Here is a 16,277-nt window from a genome sequence, read left to right as displayed (position 1 = left end):
GAGCAGAACAATGCCTGTGAAGAAGACGACGGCTGCCGCCCCCGCCGCCGAGAGCGTGTCCTGGCTGCGCCTGCCCGCGCCGCCCCAGGACGACCGCACCGACGCCCTGTTCGAACATTCGGTGTCCGTCCGCGGCTACATCCGCAACACCCAGTCGGTGCTGGCGCACATCCCGGCGCTGGTCCTGGCGCAGGAAGCGCTCAGCCGGTCGGTGACCGTCGATTTCACCGACGGGCTGACGGGCCGCGAACGCGAGCTGATCGCGCTCGCCGTCAGCGTGCAGAACCGTTGCGAGCCCTGCGTCTGGGGGCACGCCGGCAAGCTGCGCGAGATCACCGGCGATCCCCGCTTCGTCGGGCTGGTCGAGGTGAACTACCGCCGCGCCGACCTGACGCCGCGCGAACGGGCCATCGTCGATTACGCGGTGCTGATCACCGAGCGTCCCTGGACCATCGAACCGGCGGACCTCGACGGGCTGCGCGCGGTGGGCCTGTCGGAGCGGGAGATTTTGGAGGCCGCCGCCATCGCCGCCTACTTCAACTTCTCCAACCGGGTGAACAGCGCGCTGGGCGTCCATCCCAATCCCGAACCCTTCGACGCCAACCGCTGACGAAAGACGAAGGACCGTCATGGCCCGCCCTCCGCTCTCCACGCTCGATCGGCGCTCCTTCCTGACCGCCGCCCTGACCGCGACGGCCGCGACCACCCTGGCCGGGGTCGCCGCCCCGGCGGCGCGGGCCGCGGCGCCCGCCGCCTCCTGGCCCACGCAGCCGGTGCGGCTGGTCGTTCCCTTCCCGCCCGGCGGCGGCACCGATCTGCTGGCCCGCGCGCTGGCCGACCGGCTGTCGAAGCTTTATCCGCAGCCCTTCGTGGTCGAGAACCGGCCCGGCGCCGGGGCGGCGGTCGGCACCGACTATGTCGCCAAGTCCACCGACGGCCACACCTTCCTGTTCGCCTCGTCGAACCATGTGACGGTGCCGGCGCTGTCCACGGCGGTGCGCTACGACATCTTCAAGGACTTCAAATCGGTGGTCCTGGTCGCCGATCAGGCCAGCGTGCTCGCCGTCGATCCGGAGCTGCCCGGCAAGGACGCCGCCGAGGTCCTCGCCCACATCAAGGCCAACCCCGGAAAGTACAATTACGGCACGGCGGGCATCGGGTCGGGCCAGCATCTCAGCACCGCCTTCCTCCAGCAGCTCACCGGAATCGACATCGTCCACGTGCCGCTGAAGGGCCAGGGGGAAATCATCTCGGAACTGCTGGGCAAGCGCATCCAGGCCGGATTCCTGGTGCTGTCCACCGCCCTGCCCTATTTCCGTTCCGGCCAGATCCGGCCCCTGGCCGTGGCGCTGCCGGAGCGCAGCCCCTTCGCGCCGGAGATTCCGACCTTCGGCGAAGCCGGATTGAAGGACTTCGCCGCCCGCTCCTGGCTCGGCCTGCTGGCGCCGGCGGCGACGCCGACGGCGGTCGTGGACCGGCTGCACGCCGACATCGTGGGCTTCGCCAAGGACAAGGACTATGTCGCCATCACCGAAAAGGCGGGGATGGCCCTGGTCAACGAAGGGCCCGCGGCCTTCGACGCGGAGATCGCCGCCGGCTACGCGCAGTGGAAGCAGGTGATCCAGACCGCCGGCATCAAGCCGAGCTGAGGGGAGCGATGACCGATCCGAAAATCGCCGAGGAGCTGGCCGCCTATTCCGACCGGCTGCTCGGCCTGCTCGACCCCGCCATCGTCCGCCGCGTCGCCATCGACCGGCCCGACGCCGCGGTCATCGAGCGTTATCTCGCCTTGCCCGATCTGACCTCCCAGGTCGCCGATATCCTCGACGGGCTGGGCTACGACAGCGCGGTTCCCCGGCGGCGCCTGCCGCCGTTGGAGGGGGGACGGCGCGTGGCGGGTCCCGCCGTCACGGCACGGCAGATTCCGGCGGCGCGCGCGCCGGGATTCTCCATCGCCTCCGGCCACCGGCCGAAGGGCGGCGGCATCGACCAGATCACCCTGACCCGGCGCGGCGACGTCTTCGTCATCGACGCCGGCGGGGTGGCCGAGGCGTCGAGCTTCGGCGGCATCCTGGCCACGGCGTCGATCGCCGCCGGCCTGGCCGGCATCGTCGTGGACGGGGCGGTGCGCGACAGCGCCAGCATCAAGGCCGGCGGCCTCGCCGTCTGGTCGGCGGGCGTCACGCCGCGCACCGGCAAGCACCGGCTGGAACTGGCGGAGTTCAACGGGCCGGTCACCATCGCCGGCGTCCAGGTCCATCCCGGCGATCTGGTGCTGGGCGACGACGACGGGCTGATCTTCGTGCCCGCCGCGCTGATCCTGGAGGTCATCGAACGGGCGGAGGCGGCGGCCGGGCAGGAAAGCGCGCTTCTCGGCGCCCTGTCCTCCGGGGGATCCGCGCGCGAGGCCGCGGCGATCCTGCACCCCAGCAAATGGTGAGCGGCATGGTCAATCCCAGCACACCCATCCCCCGCATCGGAATCATCGGCTTCGGCGAGGTGGGGTCGAGCTTCGCGCGGGGGCTGATCGCCGCCGGGGCGGGCGACATCGTCGCCTACGACGCGCCGCCCGGCCCGACCGAGCGCCGCCTCGCCCTGCGCCGGGCGGACGAGTTGCGGCTCGCCCTCGCCTTCGATCCGGCGGCGCTCGCCGACCGGGACATCCTCATCTCCAGCGTGACGCAGGACGCGGCGGACAACGCCGCCGCCACGGTGGCTCCGCACGTCGCGGCGGACGCGATCTACGCCGACGTGAATTCACTGTCGCCGGAGGTGAAGGCCGCGGTCGGCGGTCGGCTGGACGCCGTCCCCGGACGCTTCGTGGACGTCGCGATCATGGGCGCTCCGGCCTCCGACCTGCACCGCGTGCCGCTTCTGGCGGCGGGCCGGAGGGCGGAGGAGCTTGCCGCGCGGCTGGCCCCCTTCGGGACCGGCATCCGCGTCGTCGGGCCGGAGCCGGGCCGGGCGGCGGCGGTGAAGATCCTGCGCAGCATCCTCACCAAAGGGCTGGAAACCCTGCTGGTCGAGGCGCTGACCGCCGCGCGGCGCCACGGTGTGGAGGCGGAGGTTCTGGGCGGCTTCCTGGAGTTGTTCGAGCGGCGCCCCGCGCTCGACTTCGTCGAATTCCTGGTGCGCTCCGACACGGTCCATTCCGGGCGCCGCGCGCTGGAGGCCGCGCAGTCGGCGGACACCGTCGCCGCGGTCGGGCTGGAGCCGGCGATGAGCCGCGCGGTGGCGGCCCGCCTGTCGCAGCTTGCCGGCCTCGGCCTCAAGGAACGCCTGGGCGGGGTGCCGCCCGCATCCCTGTCCGACGCGGTGACCCTGTTCGACGAGGCGCTCGGGCGCCGGCATCCCACGGAGCAGCGACATGGCATCGAACATCCGCAGAACTGAGGAGCTGGCCTCCGGCCTCGCGCTGGCCGCCCTGGGCGCAGCGGCCGGCGCCTTCATCGTCGCCAGCTACCCTCTGGGAACGGCGCGCCAGCTCGGCCCGGGGGCGATGCCCGCCCTGGTGGCGCTGATCCTCGTCCTGCTGGGCGGCGTCATCGCCGTCCGGGGCCTGTGGGAACAGGGCCACGGCGGGGGGGTCGACCTGCGCGCCGCGCTGCGGCCCGCCGGGCTGATCCTGGGGGCCATCCTGCTGTTCGGCGGGCTGGTGGACACGCTGGGCGCGGTTCCGGCCAGCGCCGTCGCGGTGATCGGCTCAGGGCTGGCCAGCCGCCGAACGCGCAAGCGGGAGATCGCCGCGCTGGCGGCGGTTCTCGCCGTCGCGGTGCCGGCCCTGTTCGTCGGGATTCTCGGCATGCCGCTGAAGATCTGGCCGACGCTGCAATGAGAGAGGATCGACCGGCGTCATGATGGATTCGCTCGGGGGGATCGCGCACGGGCTGTCGATCGCGGCCTCTCCCGCCAACCTGCTGTATTGCTTCGCCGGGGCGCTGCTCGGCACCTTCGTGGGCGTCCTGCCCGGGGTGGGGCCGCTGCTGACCATCGCGCTCCTGCTGCCCTTCACCTTCTCGCTGGAGCCGACCGGCGCGCTGATCATGCTGGCCGGCATCTATTACGGCGCCCAGTATGGCGGGTCGACCACGTCGATCCTGCTCAACATGCCGGGCGAGACCTCGTCGGTGGTGACCTGCATCGACGGGCACGCCATGGCGCGCCAGGGGCGCGGCGGTCCGGCCCTGGCGGTGGCCGCCATCGGCTCCTTCGTCGCGGGCACGCTGTCGACCGGGATCGTCGCCTTCTTCGCGCCAGTCCTGGCCGGCGTCGCCATCCGCTTCGGGCCGGCCGACTATTTCTCGCTGATGGTCCTCGGGCTGGTCGGGGCCATCGTTCTGGCGCAGGGGTCCTTCGTCAAGGCGCTGGCAATGATCGTCCTCGGGCTGCTGTTCGGCCTCGTCGGCACCGACGTCAACAGCGGGGAGCAGCGCCTGACCTTCGGCGTCCAGGCCCTGGCGGACGGCATCGGCTTCGTCCCGGTGGCGCTGGGCGTCTTCGGCATCGGCGAGATCATCCGCATCCTGATCGGACAGGAGCGCGACGGCGGACAGGTCATTCCGCACGGCTCGCTGATGCCGAGCCGGGAGGACCTGTGCTCCTCCTCCAGCGCCATCGCGCGGGGATCGGTGATCGGATCGGCGCTGGGGCTGCTGCCCGGCGGCGGCGCGGCGCTGGCCGCCTTCGCCTCCTACACCGTGGAGAAGAAGCTGGCCCGCGACCCCTCGCGCTTCGGGCGCGGCGCCATCGAAGGGGTGGCGGGGCCGGAATCGGCCAACAACGCGGCGGCGCAGACCTCCTTCATTCCGCTGCTCACCCTCGGGCTGCCGTCGAACGCGGTCATGGCGCTGATGATCGGTGCGCTGATGCTGCACGGCATCACCCCCGGCCCCCGCATCATGCAGGCCGAGCCGGACCTGTTCTGGGGCGTGGTCGCCAGCATGTGGATCGGCAACGCCATGCTGATCGTGCTGAACCTGCCGCTGGTCGGGCTGTGGGTGCGGCTGCTGCGCGTGCCGTACCGCTTCCTCTACCCGACCATTGTGCTGGTCAGCTGCATCGGCGTCTATGGCGTGTCGAACAGCGCCTTCGACCTCGTGACGACGGCCGTCTTCGGGCTTCTCGGCTGGGTCCTGCAGGCCCTGCGCTTCGAGCCGGCGCCGCTGCTCCTGGGATTCGTGCTGGGGCCGATGATGGAGGAGAATCTGCGGCGCGCCATGATCCTGTCGCGCGGAGACCCGACCGTCTTCCTGCGCGAGCCGATCAGCCTCGCGCTGCTGGTCCTGACCGGCCTGCTGCTGGCCGCCATCATCCTTCCCACCGTCCGCCGGAACCGCGAGCGCGTGTTCGCGGAATGACCGGCGGGCGGCATGGGCATCCAGTCAGGGCTGCGGTGCCGAGCCGATGAAGGCCGAGGCGCGCTCACCCCACCGCTCATGCGGGTAGTAGTCCCAGACGGCGTGGTGCTGGGTGGCCCAGTTGTCCCAGAAGACCAGGGAATTGGGACGCCAGTGGATGCGCGTCTGGAAGGCCAGGTTCTTTTCGATGTGCCGGAACAGCAGGCCCAGGATGGCGTCGCTCTCGGTGCGCGTCAGCTGTACGATGTGGCTGGTGAAGGCCTCGTTGACGAACAGGTACTTGCGCCCGGTCAGATGATGGCGCGCCACCACCGGATGCTCGGTGGACGGAAAGGTCTGCCCCGGCTGCGGCGTGGCGCCATAGCCCGCCGTCCAGGCCTTGCCGCCGTCATGGACGGCGGTCAGCCCGTCGAGCAGCGCCTTGACCTTCTCCGACAGCGAATCATAGGCGAGATACATGTTGGCGAAGGCGGTGTCGCCGCCGATCTCCGGCTGCCGGGTGACGCGCAGGAAGGAGCCCCAGATGGGTTCGGGATCGCAGGTCACGTCGGAATGCCACGCGTCGCCGGCGGTGTAGCGGGCTTCGGGGCCGGTGCGCCAGGCCAGGATCTCCGGATCGTGGTCGTTCGACGACAATTGCCGCGCGCCCCCCAGCACATGGCGGTGCAGCGTGCCGAAGTGGCGGGCGAAGCGCTTGTCGTCCTCCGCGGTGATCTCCTGGTCGCGGAACACCAGCACCAGATGGTCGGCGATGGCCTTGCGGATGTCGGCCAACTGCGCGTCGCTCAGCGGTTTGGACAGGTCCACGCCCTCGATCTCGGCGCCCAGGATGGGCGACAGCGGGCGCACCGCGATGCTGTTGTAGCCGGGGCGCTCGCGGCGGCTCCAGTCGGCGATGGCGGTCTTGTCGTGGAAGTCGCGGTAGAAGCTCATGATGGTCCCCTCAGATTTTGCCCTTAGATTTCGTATGCGAACGGAAGCTCCGCCGCGGTGAAGAACTCGCGGTGGATTTCCTTGCGCAAAGCGATGAAGTCGGGGCTCGACCGGTCGCGCGGGCGCGGCAGCCCGACCGGCAGCCTCTTGCGGATGGTGCCGGGGCGCGACGACATGACCACCACCTCGTCGCCGAGGAAGACGGCCTCGTCGATGTCGTGGGTGACCAGGATCATGGTGGTGCGCTGCGCCTCCCAGATGCGCAGGATTTCCTGCTGCATCTGGATCCGGGTCAGGGCGTCCAGCGCGCCGAACGGCTCGTCCAGCAGCAGCACCCGCGGCTGGTTGACGAGCGCGCGGGCGATCGCCACGCGCTGGGCCATGCCGCCCGAGAGCTGGTGCGGGTGGGCCTTGGCGAAGCCCTCCAGCCCGACCAGTTCCAGATGCTCCCGCACCCGCCGGGCGACCTCCGCCCTGGGCAGGTTCTTCAGCCCGAAGGCGACGTTCTGCTCGACCGTCAGCCAGGGCAGCAGGCGGTGCTCCTGGAAGATCACCCCGCGGTCGAGGCCAGGACCGCCGATGGGCCGCCCGTCGAGCGTGACGGACCCGTCATAGCTGGTCTCCAGGCCGGCGATGATGCGCAGAAGCGTGCTCTTGCCGCAGCCGGAACTGCCGACGATGCTGACGAAGCTCCCGCCCGGAACGTCGAGCCGGATGTCGCTGAGCGCCTGGACCGTTTCGGTCCTGAGCGGGCCGGTCTTCAGCGTGAAGGTCTTGGACAGCGGGCCGATGCGCAGGCTGGCGGCGCGGTCGGCGGCCCGATCGGCGCCCGCCTTGCGGGCAGCGGTGGCAACCATGGCGGTCAGCTCCCCGAGAAGGTGGATTTCCAGGTGATCAGGCGGCGTTCGGCGGCGCGCAGCACGACGTCGAGCAGCTTGCCCATGGCGCCGATGGTGATCATGCCCACCAGAACCTGATCGGTCTGGCTCATCTGCCGGGCGTCCATGATGAGGTAGCCGAGGCCCGACGAGGCGGCGATCAGCTCGGCGGCGACCACGCAGATCCAGGCCACCATCAGCCCGACGCGCAGGCCGGTCATGATGTTCGGCAGCGCCCCCGGCAGGACGACCTGGAGAATGAAGCGACGGCGCGTCACCTCCAGCACGCGCGCCAGCTCGACATGGCGGTGGTCGGTCTGGCGGATGCCGTCGATGGTGTTGACGAGGATGGGGAAGATGGCGCCGAGGAAGATGATGTAGACCTTTCCCGCCTCGCCGATGCCGAACCATAGGATGGCCAGCGGAATCCAGGCGATCGGCGGGATCGGCTTGGTCAGCTGGACGATCAGGTCGGTCAGCCGGTCCAGCGTCCGCGACAGGCCGATCCCGATGCCCAGCGGCAGGCCGACCAGCGCGGCGATGGCGAACCCCTCCAGAACGCGCAGCAGGCTGACGCCTAGGTGGCGGAACAGGTCGCCGCTGGCCGCCAGATCGACGAAGGCCTTGCCCACCCTGGTCGGCGGCGGCAGCAGGATGGGGCGGATGTAGCCCAGCTCGAACGCGGCCTGCCACGCCGCCAGCAGCGCCACGGGAAGCGCCACATACAGCGCCGCCCGCCCCAGGACGCCCGGCAAGACGCCGGCCAGGGCGCCCAGGCGGGAGCGCGCGGCCCCCGCCGTCAGCCCGGCCCGCTGCGCGGAACGCGCATCGGAAGCCAGTTCGGCGCTCATTTCAGCCCCGCCTCGTCCGCCGGCTTGCGGTTGAAGAAGGCGTCCACGTCCACCGCCGTCTTGATCAGGCCGTGGGCCCGCATGAACTGTTCGGTCTTCTTGACCTCGGCCACGTCGTCGTCGTGGATGGCCGGGTCGTAGTTCATCCGCTGCAGGACCTGGACCAGCAGGTCGGGCGCCAGGTTGACATCGCCGCTGATGAGTTCGGCGGCCTCCTTGGGATTGGCGGTGATGAATTCCGAGGCGCGCTTGTACGCCATCAACAGCGCCTTCGCCTGCTCGGGCCGGTTCTTGAGGAAGCCGTTGTCGGCGACGATCAGCAGCAGCCCCTTCTTGATGCCGGTGCCGTCGGCCAGCACGCGGACCGCCTTCTGCGATTCGAAGCGGGTCAGGATCGGCTCCCACACCGCGCCGGCGTCGATGGTGCCGGCGACGATGGCCGGCGGGATCTCCGCCACCGGCAGGTTGATCAGCTCGACGTCGTTGAGCGTCAGGCCGCCCTGCTCAAGCACCAGCGCCAGCAGATGGTGGGCGTAGGACCCCTTGGTCACCGCCACCTTCCTGCCCTTCAGCTCCTTGGGCGAGGCGATGGGGGAGTCGCCGCCGACGACGACCGCCAAGCTCTTCGGACCGTCCGAGGTCAGGGCGATGGCGCTGGTGTCCAGCCCCGCCGCCTTGCCGACCAACGCCGGCGTGTCGCCGACGAAGCCCACATCCTGCTGTCCGGCGGCGAAGGATTCGTTGATCGGCGGACCGGCGGGGAAGAGCGACCATTTGACGGCGGCGTTCGGCGCCACCTTGGCCAACTCCTCGTCCAGCCACTTCTTCTGCTTGGCGACGAACAGGGGCGCATAGAGGGGAAAGGGCTGCGCGGCGATGCGCAGGTCGTCGGCAACGGCTGAGGTGGTGGCGGTTCCGGCCAGCCCGAGGCCGATGGCGGCCGCGACGGCCAAGGCGACAAATCTGGAAACGGCCATGGTCGATACCTCGCTTCATGCTCGGATTTTTGGGATCGGAGGTATGGGATTCAGGGGCACTGGCTTGGCTGCGCGTTGCCGGTTCCCGGATCGGCCCATTTCCCTATTGCGAATGTGGATGTTCGTATTTCATTTAACACGCCCGAATGTCAATACGCCCTCGCGTTATGAGCGATTGCAAAGTGTAATTTTTTACAAAAATGCGCAATCTACGCCGTCGATTGATCCATATCAACGAACGTGACCAGATTTGCCTAGTTGATGAGTAGCCTTATTCGAGCGGGCATTCCGCTCCGCTGCCTTGGCCGAAGGACGATCCGATGACGACGAAGACCCCTCATGCCGACGGCTTCCGCCGCCTCACGCTGACGCCCTACAACCCCTTCATCGGCGCCGTGGTTGACGGGATCGACCTCAGGGAGACCACCGGCGAGGAGGTCCGTGCCGACCTGCGCCGGGCGCTGGCCGAGTATGGCGTGCTGTTCTTCCGCGGCCAGACGCTGAGCCCGGAGCAGCAGGTCGATGTCGCCCGGATCTTCGGCGATCCCGACAAGGCCAAGGCCTATTTCAAGCGCCACGACTCGAACCGGCTCGTAGAACTGATCGAGTTCACGCCGGAGCAGCCGGGGTACGGCACCGACCAGTGGCACGCCGACATCACCTTTTCCGCCAACCCGCCCACCGGCACGGTCCTGCACGCGCGCGACGTGCCGTCCGTCGGCGGCGACACCGCCTGGGCCAGCGGAACCTACGTCTACGACCGCCTCGATCCGGCCTTGCGCGCCTATCTGGAAACGCTGGAGGCGGTGCACAGCATCGAGCACAGCGGCTGGCCCGAGTGGTTCCGCACCCAGCCCAACGGGGAGGAACTGTACCGTCAGGCCCGCGCCGAGCATCTGCCGGTGGTGCACAAGGTCGTCCAGACCCATCCGGTCACGCGCCGCAAGCTGGTCTATGTCAGCCCGAACTTCACCCTGCGCATCCGCGGTCTGTCGCGCCAGCAGAGCGACGCGCTGCTGACCTTCCTGTTCGGGCTGTTCGAGAAGCCCGAAGCCCAAGCGCGCTGGCGCTGGCGGAACGGCGACGTGGCGATCTGGGACAACCGCGCCACCGTTCATTACGCGGTGACCGACTACACCGAGTACCGCCTGCTCCACCGGGTCACCTTCGGCGAGGACAAGGCGTTCTGAGCGGAGCCCCGGTTTGCCCGACTTGAGAAGAACAAAAAATTTGTGTGGCTGTCGGTCATGGTTTGGGAAACCAGGAAATCCGATTTTCCCATCCGTGCACCGTCGCCGTTCCGCCGGAGAAGAGACCCATGCCCGTCCGTGAACACCGCCGTCCCGACCACGACATCGATCCGTTGTTCGTGAACCGCTGGTCGCCGCGGGCCTACACCGGGGAGGAAATCCCCGACACCATTCTGGAGCAGGGTTTCGAGGCGGCGCGCTGGGCGCCATCCGCCCGCAACGCCCAGCCCTGGCGCTTCATCTACAGCAAACGCCAGTCCCCGTCGTGGGCGGTCGTCTTCGGCCTGCTGAACGAACGCAACCGGCTGTGGGCGGACAAGGCGTCGGCCCTGATCGCGGTTCTCTCCAAGACGACCTACGACGACGGATCGCTGAATCACACCCATTCCTTCGACGCCGGAGCGGCATGGGCCAACCTCGCGCACCAACTGTTCCTGGCCGGTTGGCACACCCGCGCCATCGGTGGATTCGACCGTGCCGCGGCGGGCAACGTGCTCGGCGTGCCGGAGGGGGTCGCCGTGGACATCCTCATCGCCGTTGGGCGCCAGGGAACGGTCGATGCGCTGGCCGAGGAATTCCAGGTGCAGGAAACCCCGAACGGCCGCCGTCCGCTGACCGCCTTCGTGTCCGAAGGCGTGTACCGCGCGGGTTGACGCCGCCTTCCGTCCTGAAGGGAAATCGGCGTTGCTTCATCCCGATTAAATTTAACATATAACATTTGTTACTCAACGAAAAATAATACACACTAATGAGCTTGGATGTTGATTATTTCCCTTCTTAGTATGTAGAGTTTTATCTCCGGCGGACGACCGCGCCGCCGGGTGAAGACGGGGAGATACGCCACCATGAAGCAGTTTCTGCCTTCCATCGCCCTGCTCGCGCTGGCCACCCTGGCGCCGGTCTCCGCCGAGGCCGCCGGCAAGGTCGTCGTGGCCTACCAGACCGACGCGCTGCCGTCGTCGGTGGCCATCGCCAACGGGGACTTCGCCAAGGCGACCGGCGCCGAGATCGATTTCCGCAAGTTCAATTCGGGCGCCGATATCTTCGCCGCCATCGCGTCGGGCGACGTCCAGGTCGGCTATGTCGGCTCCAGCCCCTTCGCCGCCGCGGTCAGCCGCGGGCTGGACGTGAAGGCCTTCTACCTCGCCAGCGCCTCCGGCACCGACGAGGCGCTGGTGGTCCGCAACGGCTCCGGAATCGAGAAACCCGCCGACCTGAAGGGCAAGAAGCTGGCCGCCGCCCCGGTCTCGACCGACCATTACCAGCTCCTCGCCGTGCTGAAGCAGGAGAAGCTGAGCGAGCGCGACGCCCAGGTGTTCGCCATCCCGCAGCCCGACATCGTCGCGGCCTGGAACCGCGGCGACCTGGACGGCGCCTTCGTCTGGGACCCGGCGCTGACCGAGCTGAAGAAGACCGGCAAGGTTCTGCTGACCTCCCGGCAGGTGGCCGACCGCGGCGCCCCGACCTTCACCGCCTGGGTCGCCACCGCCGCCTTCGCCAAGGAGAACCCGGCCTTCCTGAAGAGCTTCGCCGGGGTGGTGGAGCGTTACAGCGTCTCCTTCCGCGACGACAAGGCCGCCTGGGGACCGGAATCGCCGAACGCCAAGACGCTGGCCGGGCTTCTCGGCGGCACACCGTCCGATCAGGCGGCGGCGCTGAACAACCTGTCGCTGATCCCGGCCAAGCAGCAGGCCACCAAGGACTGGCTGGACGGCGGCGAGAGCAGCGGCACCGCCCGAATCCTGAAGGAAACCGCCGAGTTCCTGAAGGAGCAGAAGAAGGTCTCCACCGTGCTGCCCAGCTACGGCGGCTTCGTCACGGCGGACCACGTCAAGGCACTGCCCTGAAGCGCGGCCGGACGGGAGGTGCGCCATGCTCCGGGTGCAGAACGCCAGCGTGTTCTTTCCAGGCCGTGACGGCGGGGTGATCCACGCGCTGGACCGCGCGTCGCTGGACATCGACGCCAACAGCATCGTCGTCGCGCTGGGCGCGTCGGGCTGCGGCAAGTCCACGCTGCTGAACGCCATCGCCGGCTTCCTTCCCCTGTCGGACGGCAGCATCACGCTGGACGGACGGCCGGTGGAGCGGCCCGGCGCCGACCGCGGCGTGGTGTTCCAGAAGGACACGCTGCTGCCCTGGAAGAGCGTGCTGGACAATGTGGCGCTCGGCCTGGATTTCGCCGGCCTTCCCCTGCGGGAGCGGCGGGACCGCGCCGCGGAGCTGCTGCGCCTCGTCGGGCTGGAGGGCTTCGCCAGGGCCGCCCCGCACGAGCTGTCCGGCGGCATGCGCCAGCGCGTCGGCATCGCCCGCGCGCTGGCCACCGACCCGAAGATCCTGCTGATGGACGAGCCGTTCGGCGCGCTCGACAGCCTGACGCGGGAGCAGATGCAGGAGCTGCTGGTCGACGTCTGGGCGCGCACCGGCAAGCGCATCTTCTTCATCACCCACTCCATCGAGGAGGCGCTGTTCCTCGGCACGACGGTGGTGGTGATGTCGCCGCGCCCCGGCCGGATCGTCGCCCGCTTCGACCTCGACTTCGTCCGGCGCTTCGCCGCCGAGCGGGACGTGCGCGCCATCCTGTCCGACCCGGACTTCGGGGATCTGCACAACCGCATCCGCGACCTCGTCCACCGTCCGCATCACGCGACGGTCCACCGCGGGGAGACGCTGCAATGACCGACGCCGCCCGCACCACCACGGCCCCTCTGGCCGAGCCAGCCGCCCGCCCCCGGACCGTCGCCCTGCGGCCCTTCGGGCTGGACGGCGCGCGGACCGGTCCGATCAGCGCGGTCACCGGGTTTCTGCTCATCGCCGTCTGGTTCCTGGTGTCGCACTACCGGCTGGTGACGCCGCTGTTCCTGCCCGCGCCGGGGGAGGTGGCCGCCCAGTTCCTCGCCATCCTGGAGGACGGCTACGCCGGCGCCACGCTTGGGGAGCATGTGTCGGCCAGCCTGCTGCGCATCCTCGCCGCGGCCCTGATCGCGGCGTCGCTGGGCATCCCGCTGGGGCTGGCGATGGGGCTGAACCGCTGGGCCAAGGGCGTTCTCGACACGCCCATCGAGTTCTACTGGCCGCTGCCGCCGCTGGCCTATCTGCCGCTGATGATCATCTGGCTGGGCATCGGGGAGGTGTCGAAGATCGCCCTGCTGACGCTGGCGATGTTCGCCCCGATCTGCCTGTCGGCGCAGGCCGGCGTGCGGTCTCTGCCCATCGAGCGGGTCAACGCCGCGCTGTCGCTGGGGGCCACGCGCTGGCAGCTCTTCCGCGCCATCGTGCTGCCCAGCGCCCTGCCGGAGATCCTGACCGGGCTGCGCATCGCCATCGGCGTCGGCTGGAGCACGCTGGTCGCGGCGGAGCTGATCGCGGCGACGCGCGGCATCGGCTTCATGATCATGTCCGCCTCGCATTTCCTGGCCACCGACGTGGTGTTCGTCGGCATCGGCATCATCGCCGCCTGGGCCTTCGCCTTCTCCTACGGAATGCGCCTGCTGGAATCCTGGCTGGTGCCCTGGAAGGGCAAGACCTGACGCCCTTCAAAACCGGAGTGCCTTAACCGTGTCGCGGCCCCCCAACATCCTGTTCATCATGGCCGACCAGATGGCGGCCCCCGCCCTGCCCTTCCACGGTCATCCGGTCGTCAAGACGCCGAACCTGTCGCGGCTGGCCGCGGAAGGCGTGGTGTTCGACAACGCCTACTGCAACTACCCGCTCTGCGCGCCGTCGCGCTTCGCGCTGCTGTCGGGGCGGCTGCCCTCGGCCATTGGCGCCTTCGACAACGCGGCGGAGTTCGCCTCCTCCGTGCCGACCTTCGTGCATTACGCCCGCGCCGCCGGCTACCGCACCTGCCTGTCGGGCAAGATGCACTTCGTCGGCGCCGACCAGCTCCACGGCTTCGAGGAGCGGCTGACCACCGACGTCTATCCCGCCGATTTCGGCTGGACCCCGGATTGGGGCAACGGGGCGCTGGCCTACGACTGGTCGCATCACATGGCGAGCGTGGTCGAGGCCGGCCCCTGCCACCGCAGCCTGCAAATCGACTTCGACGAGGAAACCGCCCATCAGGCGGTGCAGAAGATCTACGATTACGGCCGCACCGCGGCCAACACGGCGGACAGGGCCCCCTTCCTCCTGGCGGTGTCCTTCACCCACCCGCACGACCCCTTCAACTGCCTGCCCGAGCATTGGGACCTCTACGACCACGCGGAAATCGACCTGCCCTCGGTGCCGCCCATCCCGCCGGAGCGGCTCGATCCGCACAGCCGGCGGCTCCATTACATGGACGGGCTGCACCGCTACGACCTGACGGAGGAGCGGGTGCGCACCGCCCGCCACGCCTATTACGGCTCCATCAGCTATGTGGACGAGCTGGTCGGGCGCCTGCTGACCGCGCTGGAGCGGGCCGGGCTGGCCGAAGACACCATCATCGTCTTCACCGGCGACCATGGCGAGATGCTGGGCGAGCGGGGCATGTGGTACAAGATGACCTTCTTCGAATGGTCGTCCCGCGTGCCGCTGCTGGTGCATGCTCCGGGACGCTGGGCGGCGCGGCGGGTGTCGGCCCCGGTGTCGCACGTCGATCTGTTCCCCACCATCCTCGACCTGCTCGACGGCCGGGCGCCGCTGCCGGTGGACCCATTCGACGGCGAAAGCCTGCTGCCCCTGCTGGCCGGTTCGGCGCGCGGCGCCGGCCGCACCATCTTCGCGGAGTATCTGGGGGAAGGGACGCTGAACCCCGCCTTCATGGTGCGGCGCGGCCGCTACAAATACATCGCCTGCGACGGCGACCCGCCGCAGCTCTACGATCTGGAGGCCGACCCCAAGGAGCTGGTCAACCGCGCCGGCGCGCGCGATCTCGCCGCCATCGAGGCCGATCTGTCCGCATCCGTCGCACGGCGCTGGAACGCGCCGACCCTGCGCAGGGCGGTGATCGAGAGCCAGAACCGGCGGCTGTTCGTCCACAAGGTGCTGCTGACCGGACGGCACACGCCCTGGGATTTCCAACCCCACCGCAGCGCCGCCACCTCCTACGTCCGCAATTTCGGGGTCGCCGAGGACACGCTGAAGGCGCTGGCCCGCCTGCCGGCGGTGGAGCCGGTGCCGCCCGACGCCTGATTCCTCCTCTCCCATCTTTGCCATCCGGGGAACCGCCATGCCCGACATGTCACTGCCCAGCCTGTCCTTCACCCCCGTCAGCCCGGCCATCGGCGCGCGGGTGGAGGGGCTGGACCTCGCCAACCCGCTGAGCGACGCGGAGGCCGCCGCGCTGGAGCGCGCTCTGGTCACCCATCAGGTGCTATTCTTCGAGAAGCAGCCCCTGACGCCTGCGGCCCAGCGCGCCTTCGCCGCCCGCTTCGGCAGCCTGCACGTCCACCCCGTCTACCCCAACGTGCCCGAGCAACCGGAGATCATGGTTCTCGACACCGGGCCGCACAACGTGACGGACAACGACGTCTGGCACACCGATGTGACCTGCATCGAGACGCCGCCGGCCATCGTGGCGCTGTCGGGCAAGCGGATCCCGCCCAACGGCGGCGACACCGTGTGGGCCAGCAACATCGCCGCCTACAACGGCCTGTCGGAACCGCTGCGCCGCCTGCTCGACCCGCTGACCGCGCTGCACGACTTCACCAAATCCTTCCCCGAATGGCGGCACAACGGCGATCCGGAGACGCACGCCCGCTGGCGCGCGGCCCGCGACCGCCACCCGCCGGTGACCCACCCGGTGGTCCGCGTCCATCCGGTGAGCGGCGCCAAGGCGCTGTTCGTGAACGAGAACTTCACCGCGCGCATCGTCGGGCTGAGCGACCGCGAGAGCGCGGCCATCCTCGACCTGCTGTTCGACCACATCAGCCGCCCGGAATTCACCGTGCGCTGGCGGTGGAAGGCCGACGACCTCGTGCTGTGGGACAACCGCTCCACCCAGCATTACGCGGTGAACGATTATCTGCCGCACAGCCGCCTGATGCACCGCGCCACCGTGCTGGGCGACCGGCCCGTCGGCCCCTGAGCAAACCTCTCATAACAACATCAA

17 protein-coding genes are annotated in these 16,277 nt (G+C 69.4%); 13 read left to right on the top strand and 4 right to left on the bottom strand.

The features are described 5' to 3' along the window. Window positions 1-10: 10 nt before the first annotated feature. From ACFPMG_RS19830 to ACFPMG_RS19805, 6 genes are read left to right on the top strand one after another with little or no spacing between them, the layout of a single operon-like run. On the top strand, window positions 11-610 hold the full coding sequence (locus ACFPMG_RS19830; RefSeq protein ID WP_014242390.1) for a peroxidase-related enzyme: 600 nt from the start codon (window positions 11-13) through the stop codon (window positions 608-610). 19 nt (window positions 611-629) lie between these two features. Next, window positions 630-1,649, top strand: coding sequence for a Bug family tripartite tricarboxylate transporter substrate binding protein (locus ACFPMG_RS19825; RefSeq protein ID WP_376996816.1), 1,020 nt, complete (start codon window positions 630-632; stop codon window positions 1,647-1,649). An 8-nt stretch (window positions 1,650-1,657) separates the two neighbouring features. Continuing rightward, window positions 1,658-2,440: an RraA family protein gene (locus ACFPMG_RS19820; protein WP_376996814.1), complete on the top strand. Its 783-nt coding sequence runs from the start codon at window positions 1,658-1,660 to the stop codon at window positions 2,438-2,440. A gap of 5 nt (window positions 2,441-2,445) precedes the next feature. Beyond that, window positions 2,446-3,393, top strand: coding sequence for an NAD(P)-dependent oxidoreductase (locus ACFPMG_RS19815; protein WP_376996813.1), 948 nt, complete (start codon window positions 2,446-2,448; stop codon window positions 3,391-3,393). Next, window positions 3,368-3,835, top strand: a complete 468-nt coding sequence (locus ACFPMG_RS19810) for a tripartite tricarboxylate transporter TctB family protein (protein WP_376996811.1) — start codon at window positions 3,368-3,370, stop codon at window positions 3,833-3,835. The genes ACFPMG_RS19815 and ACFPMG_RS19810 overlap by 26 nt, the downstream gene beginning before the upstream one ends. Window positions 3,836-3,854: 19 nt before the next feature. Continuing rightward, a complete protein-coding gene (locus tag ACFPMG_RS19805; protein ID WP_376996809.1) occupies window positions 3,855-5,357 on the top strand; it encodes a tripartite tricarboxylate transporter permease in 1,503 nt (500 codons plus the stop codon). 24 nt (window positions 5,358-5,381) lie between these two features. On the opposite strand, the gene ACFPMG_RS19800 is transcribed toward ACFPMG_RS19805, so the two are convergent. Genes ACFPMG_RS19800 through ACFPMG_RS19785 form a run of 4 tightly spaced genes read right to left on the bottom strand, consistent with a single transcriptional unit; the run spans window position 5,382 to window position 8,996 of the window. After that, on the bottom strand, window positions 5,382-6,290 hold the full coding sequence (locus ACFPMG_RS19800; protein ID WP_376996808.1) for a TauD/TfdA dioxygenase family protein: 909 nt from the start codon (window positions 6,288-6,290) through the stop codon (window positions 5,382-5,384). Between the two features lie 23 nt (window positions 6,291-6,313). Further along, complete coding sequence (locus ACFPMG_RS19795; RefSeq protein WP_376996807.1) at window positions 6,314-7,147, bottom strand: ABC transporter ATP-binding protein; 834 nt, start codon at window positions 7,145-7,147, stop codon at window positions 6,314-6,316. Between the two features lie 5 nt (window positions 7,148-7,152). Continuing rightward, window positions 7,153-8,019 carry an ABC transporter permease gene (locus tag ACFPMG_RS19790; RefSeq protein WP_376996805.1) on the bottom strand — a complete coding sequence of 289 codons (867 nt, stop codon included), beginning with the start codon at window positions 8,017-8,019 and terminating at the stop codon, window positions 7,153-7,155. Then, on the bottom strand, window positions 8,016-8,996 hold the full coding sequence (locus tag ACFPMG_RS19785) for an aliphatic sulfonate ABC transporter substrate-binding protein (protein WP_376996804.1): 981 nt from the start codon (window positions 8,994-8,996) through the stop codon (window positions 8,016-8,018). The genes ACFPMG_RS19790 and ACFPMG_RS19785 overlap by 4 nt, the downstream gene beginning before the upstream one ends. A gap of 320 nt (window positions 8,997-9,316) precedes the next feature. On the opposite strand from ACFPMG_RS19785, the gene ACFPMG_RS19780 reads away from it, so the two are divergent. The 7 genes from ACFPMG_RS19780 to tauD all read left to right on the top strand — a co-directional run bounded on the left by ACFPMG_RS19780 (window position 9,317) and on the right by tauD (window position 16,253). Next, complete coding sequence (locus tag ACFPMG_RS19780) at window positions 9,317-10,186, top strand: TauD/TfdA dioxygenase family protein (protein WP_376996802.1); 870 nt, start codon at window positions 9,317-9,319, stop codon at window positions 10,184-10,186. 128 nt (window positions 10,187-10,314) lie between these two features. After that, window positions 10,315-10,899, top strand: coding sequence for a nitroreductase family protein (locus ACFPMG_RS19775; RefSeq protein WP_376996801.1), 585 nt, complete (start codon window positions 10,315-10,317; stop codon window positions 10,897-10,899). Between the two features lie 192 nt (window positions 10,900-11,091). Further along, a complete protein-coding gene (gene tauA, locus ACFPMG_RS19770; protein WP_376996799.1) occupies window positions 11,092-12,093 on the top strand; it encodes a taurine ABC transporter substrate-binding protein in 1,002 nt (333 codons plus the stop codon). Between the two features lie 25 nt (window positions 12,094-12,118). Continuing rightward, window positions 12,119-12,922 (top strand): taurine ABC transporter ATP-binding protein, encoded by an 804-nt coding sequence (locus tag ACFPMG_RS19765; protein ID WP_376996798.1) that lies wholly within the window; start codon window positions 12,119-12,121, stop codon window positions 12,920-12,922. Next, window positions 12,919-13,773, top strand: a complete 855-nt coding sequence (locus ACFPMG_RS19760; protein WP_376996796.1) for an ABC transporter permease subunit — start codon at window positions 12,919-12,921, stop codon at window positions 13,771-13,773. Before ACFPMG_RS19765 ends, ACFPMG_RS19760 begins: the two co-directional genes overlap by 4 nt. Window positions 13,774-13,801: 28 nt before the next feature. Then, window positions 13,802-15,358 (top strand): choline-sulfatase, encoded by a 1,557-nt coding sequence (betC, locus tag ACFPMG_RS19755; RefSeq protein WP_376996794.1) that lies wholly within the window; start codon window positions 13,802-13,804, stop codon window positions 15,356-15,358. Window positions 15,359-15,395: 37 nt separating this feature from the next. Further along, window positions 15,396-16,253, top strand: coding sequence for a taurine dioxygenase (gene tauD, locus ACFPMG_RS19750; protein ID WP_376996793.1), 858 nt, complete (start codon window positions 15,396-15,398; stop codon window positions 16,251-16,253). Window positions 16,254-16,277 lie beyond the last annotated feature (24 nt).

The organism is Azospirillum himalayense (assembly GCF_042657465.1).
GTDB lineage: Bacteria > Pseudomonadota > Alphaproteobacteria > Azospirillales > Azospirillaceae > Azospirillum > Azospirillum himalayense.
This window is presented reverse-complemented; position numbering and strand designations above follow the sequence as displayed.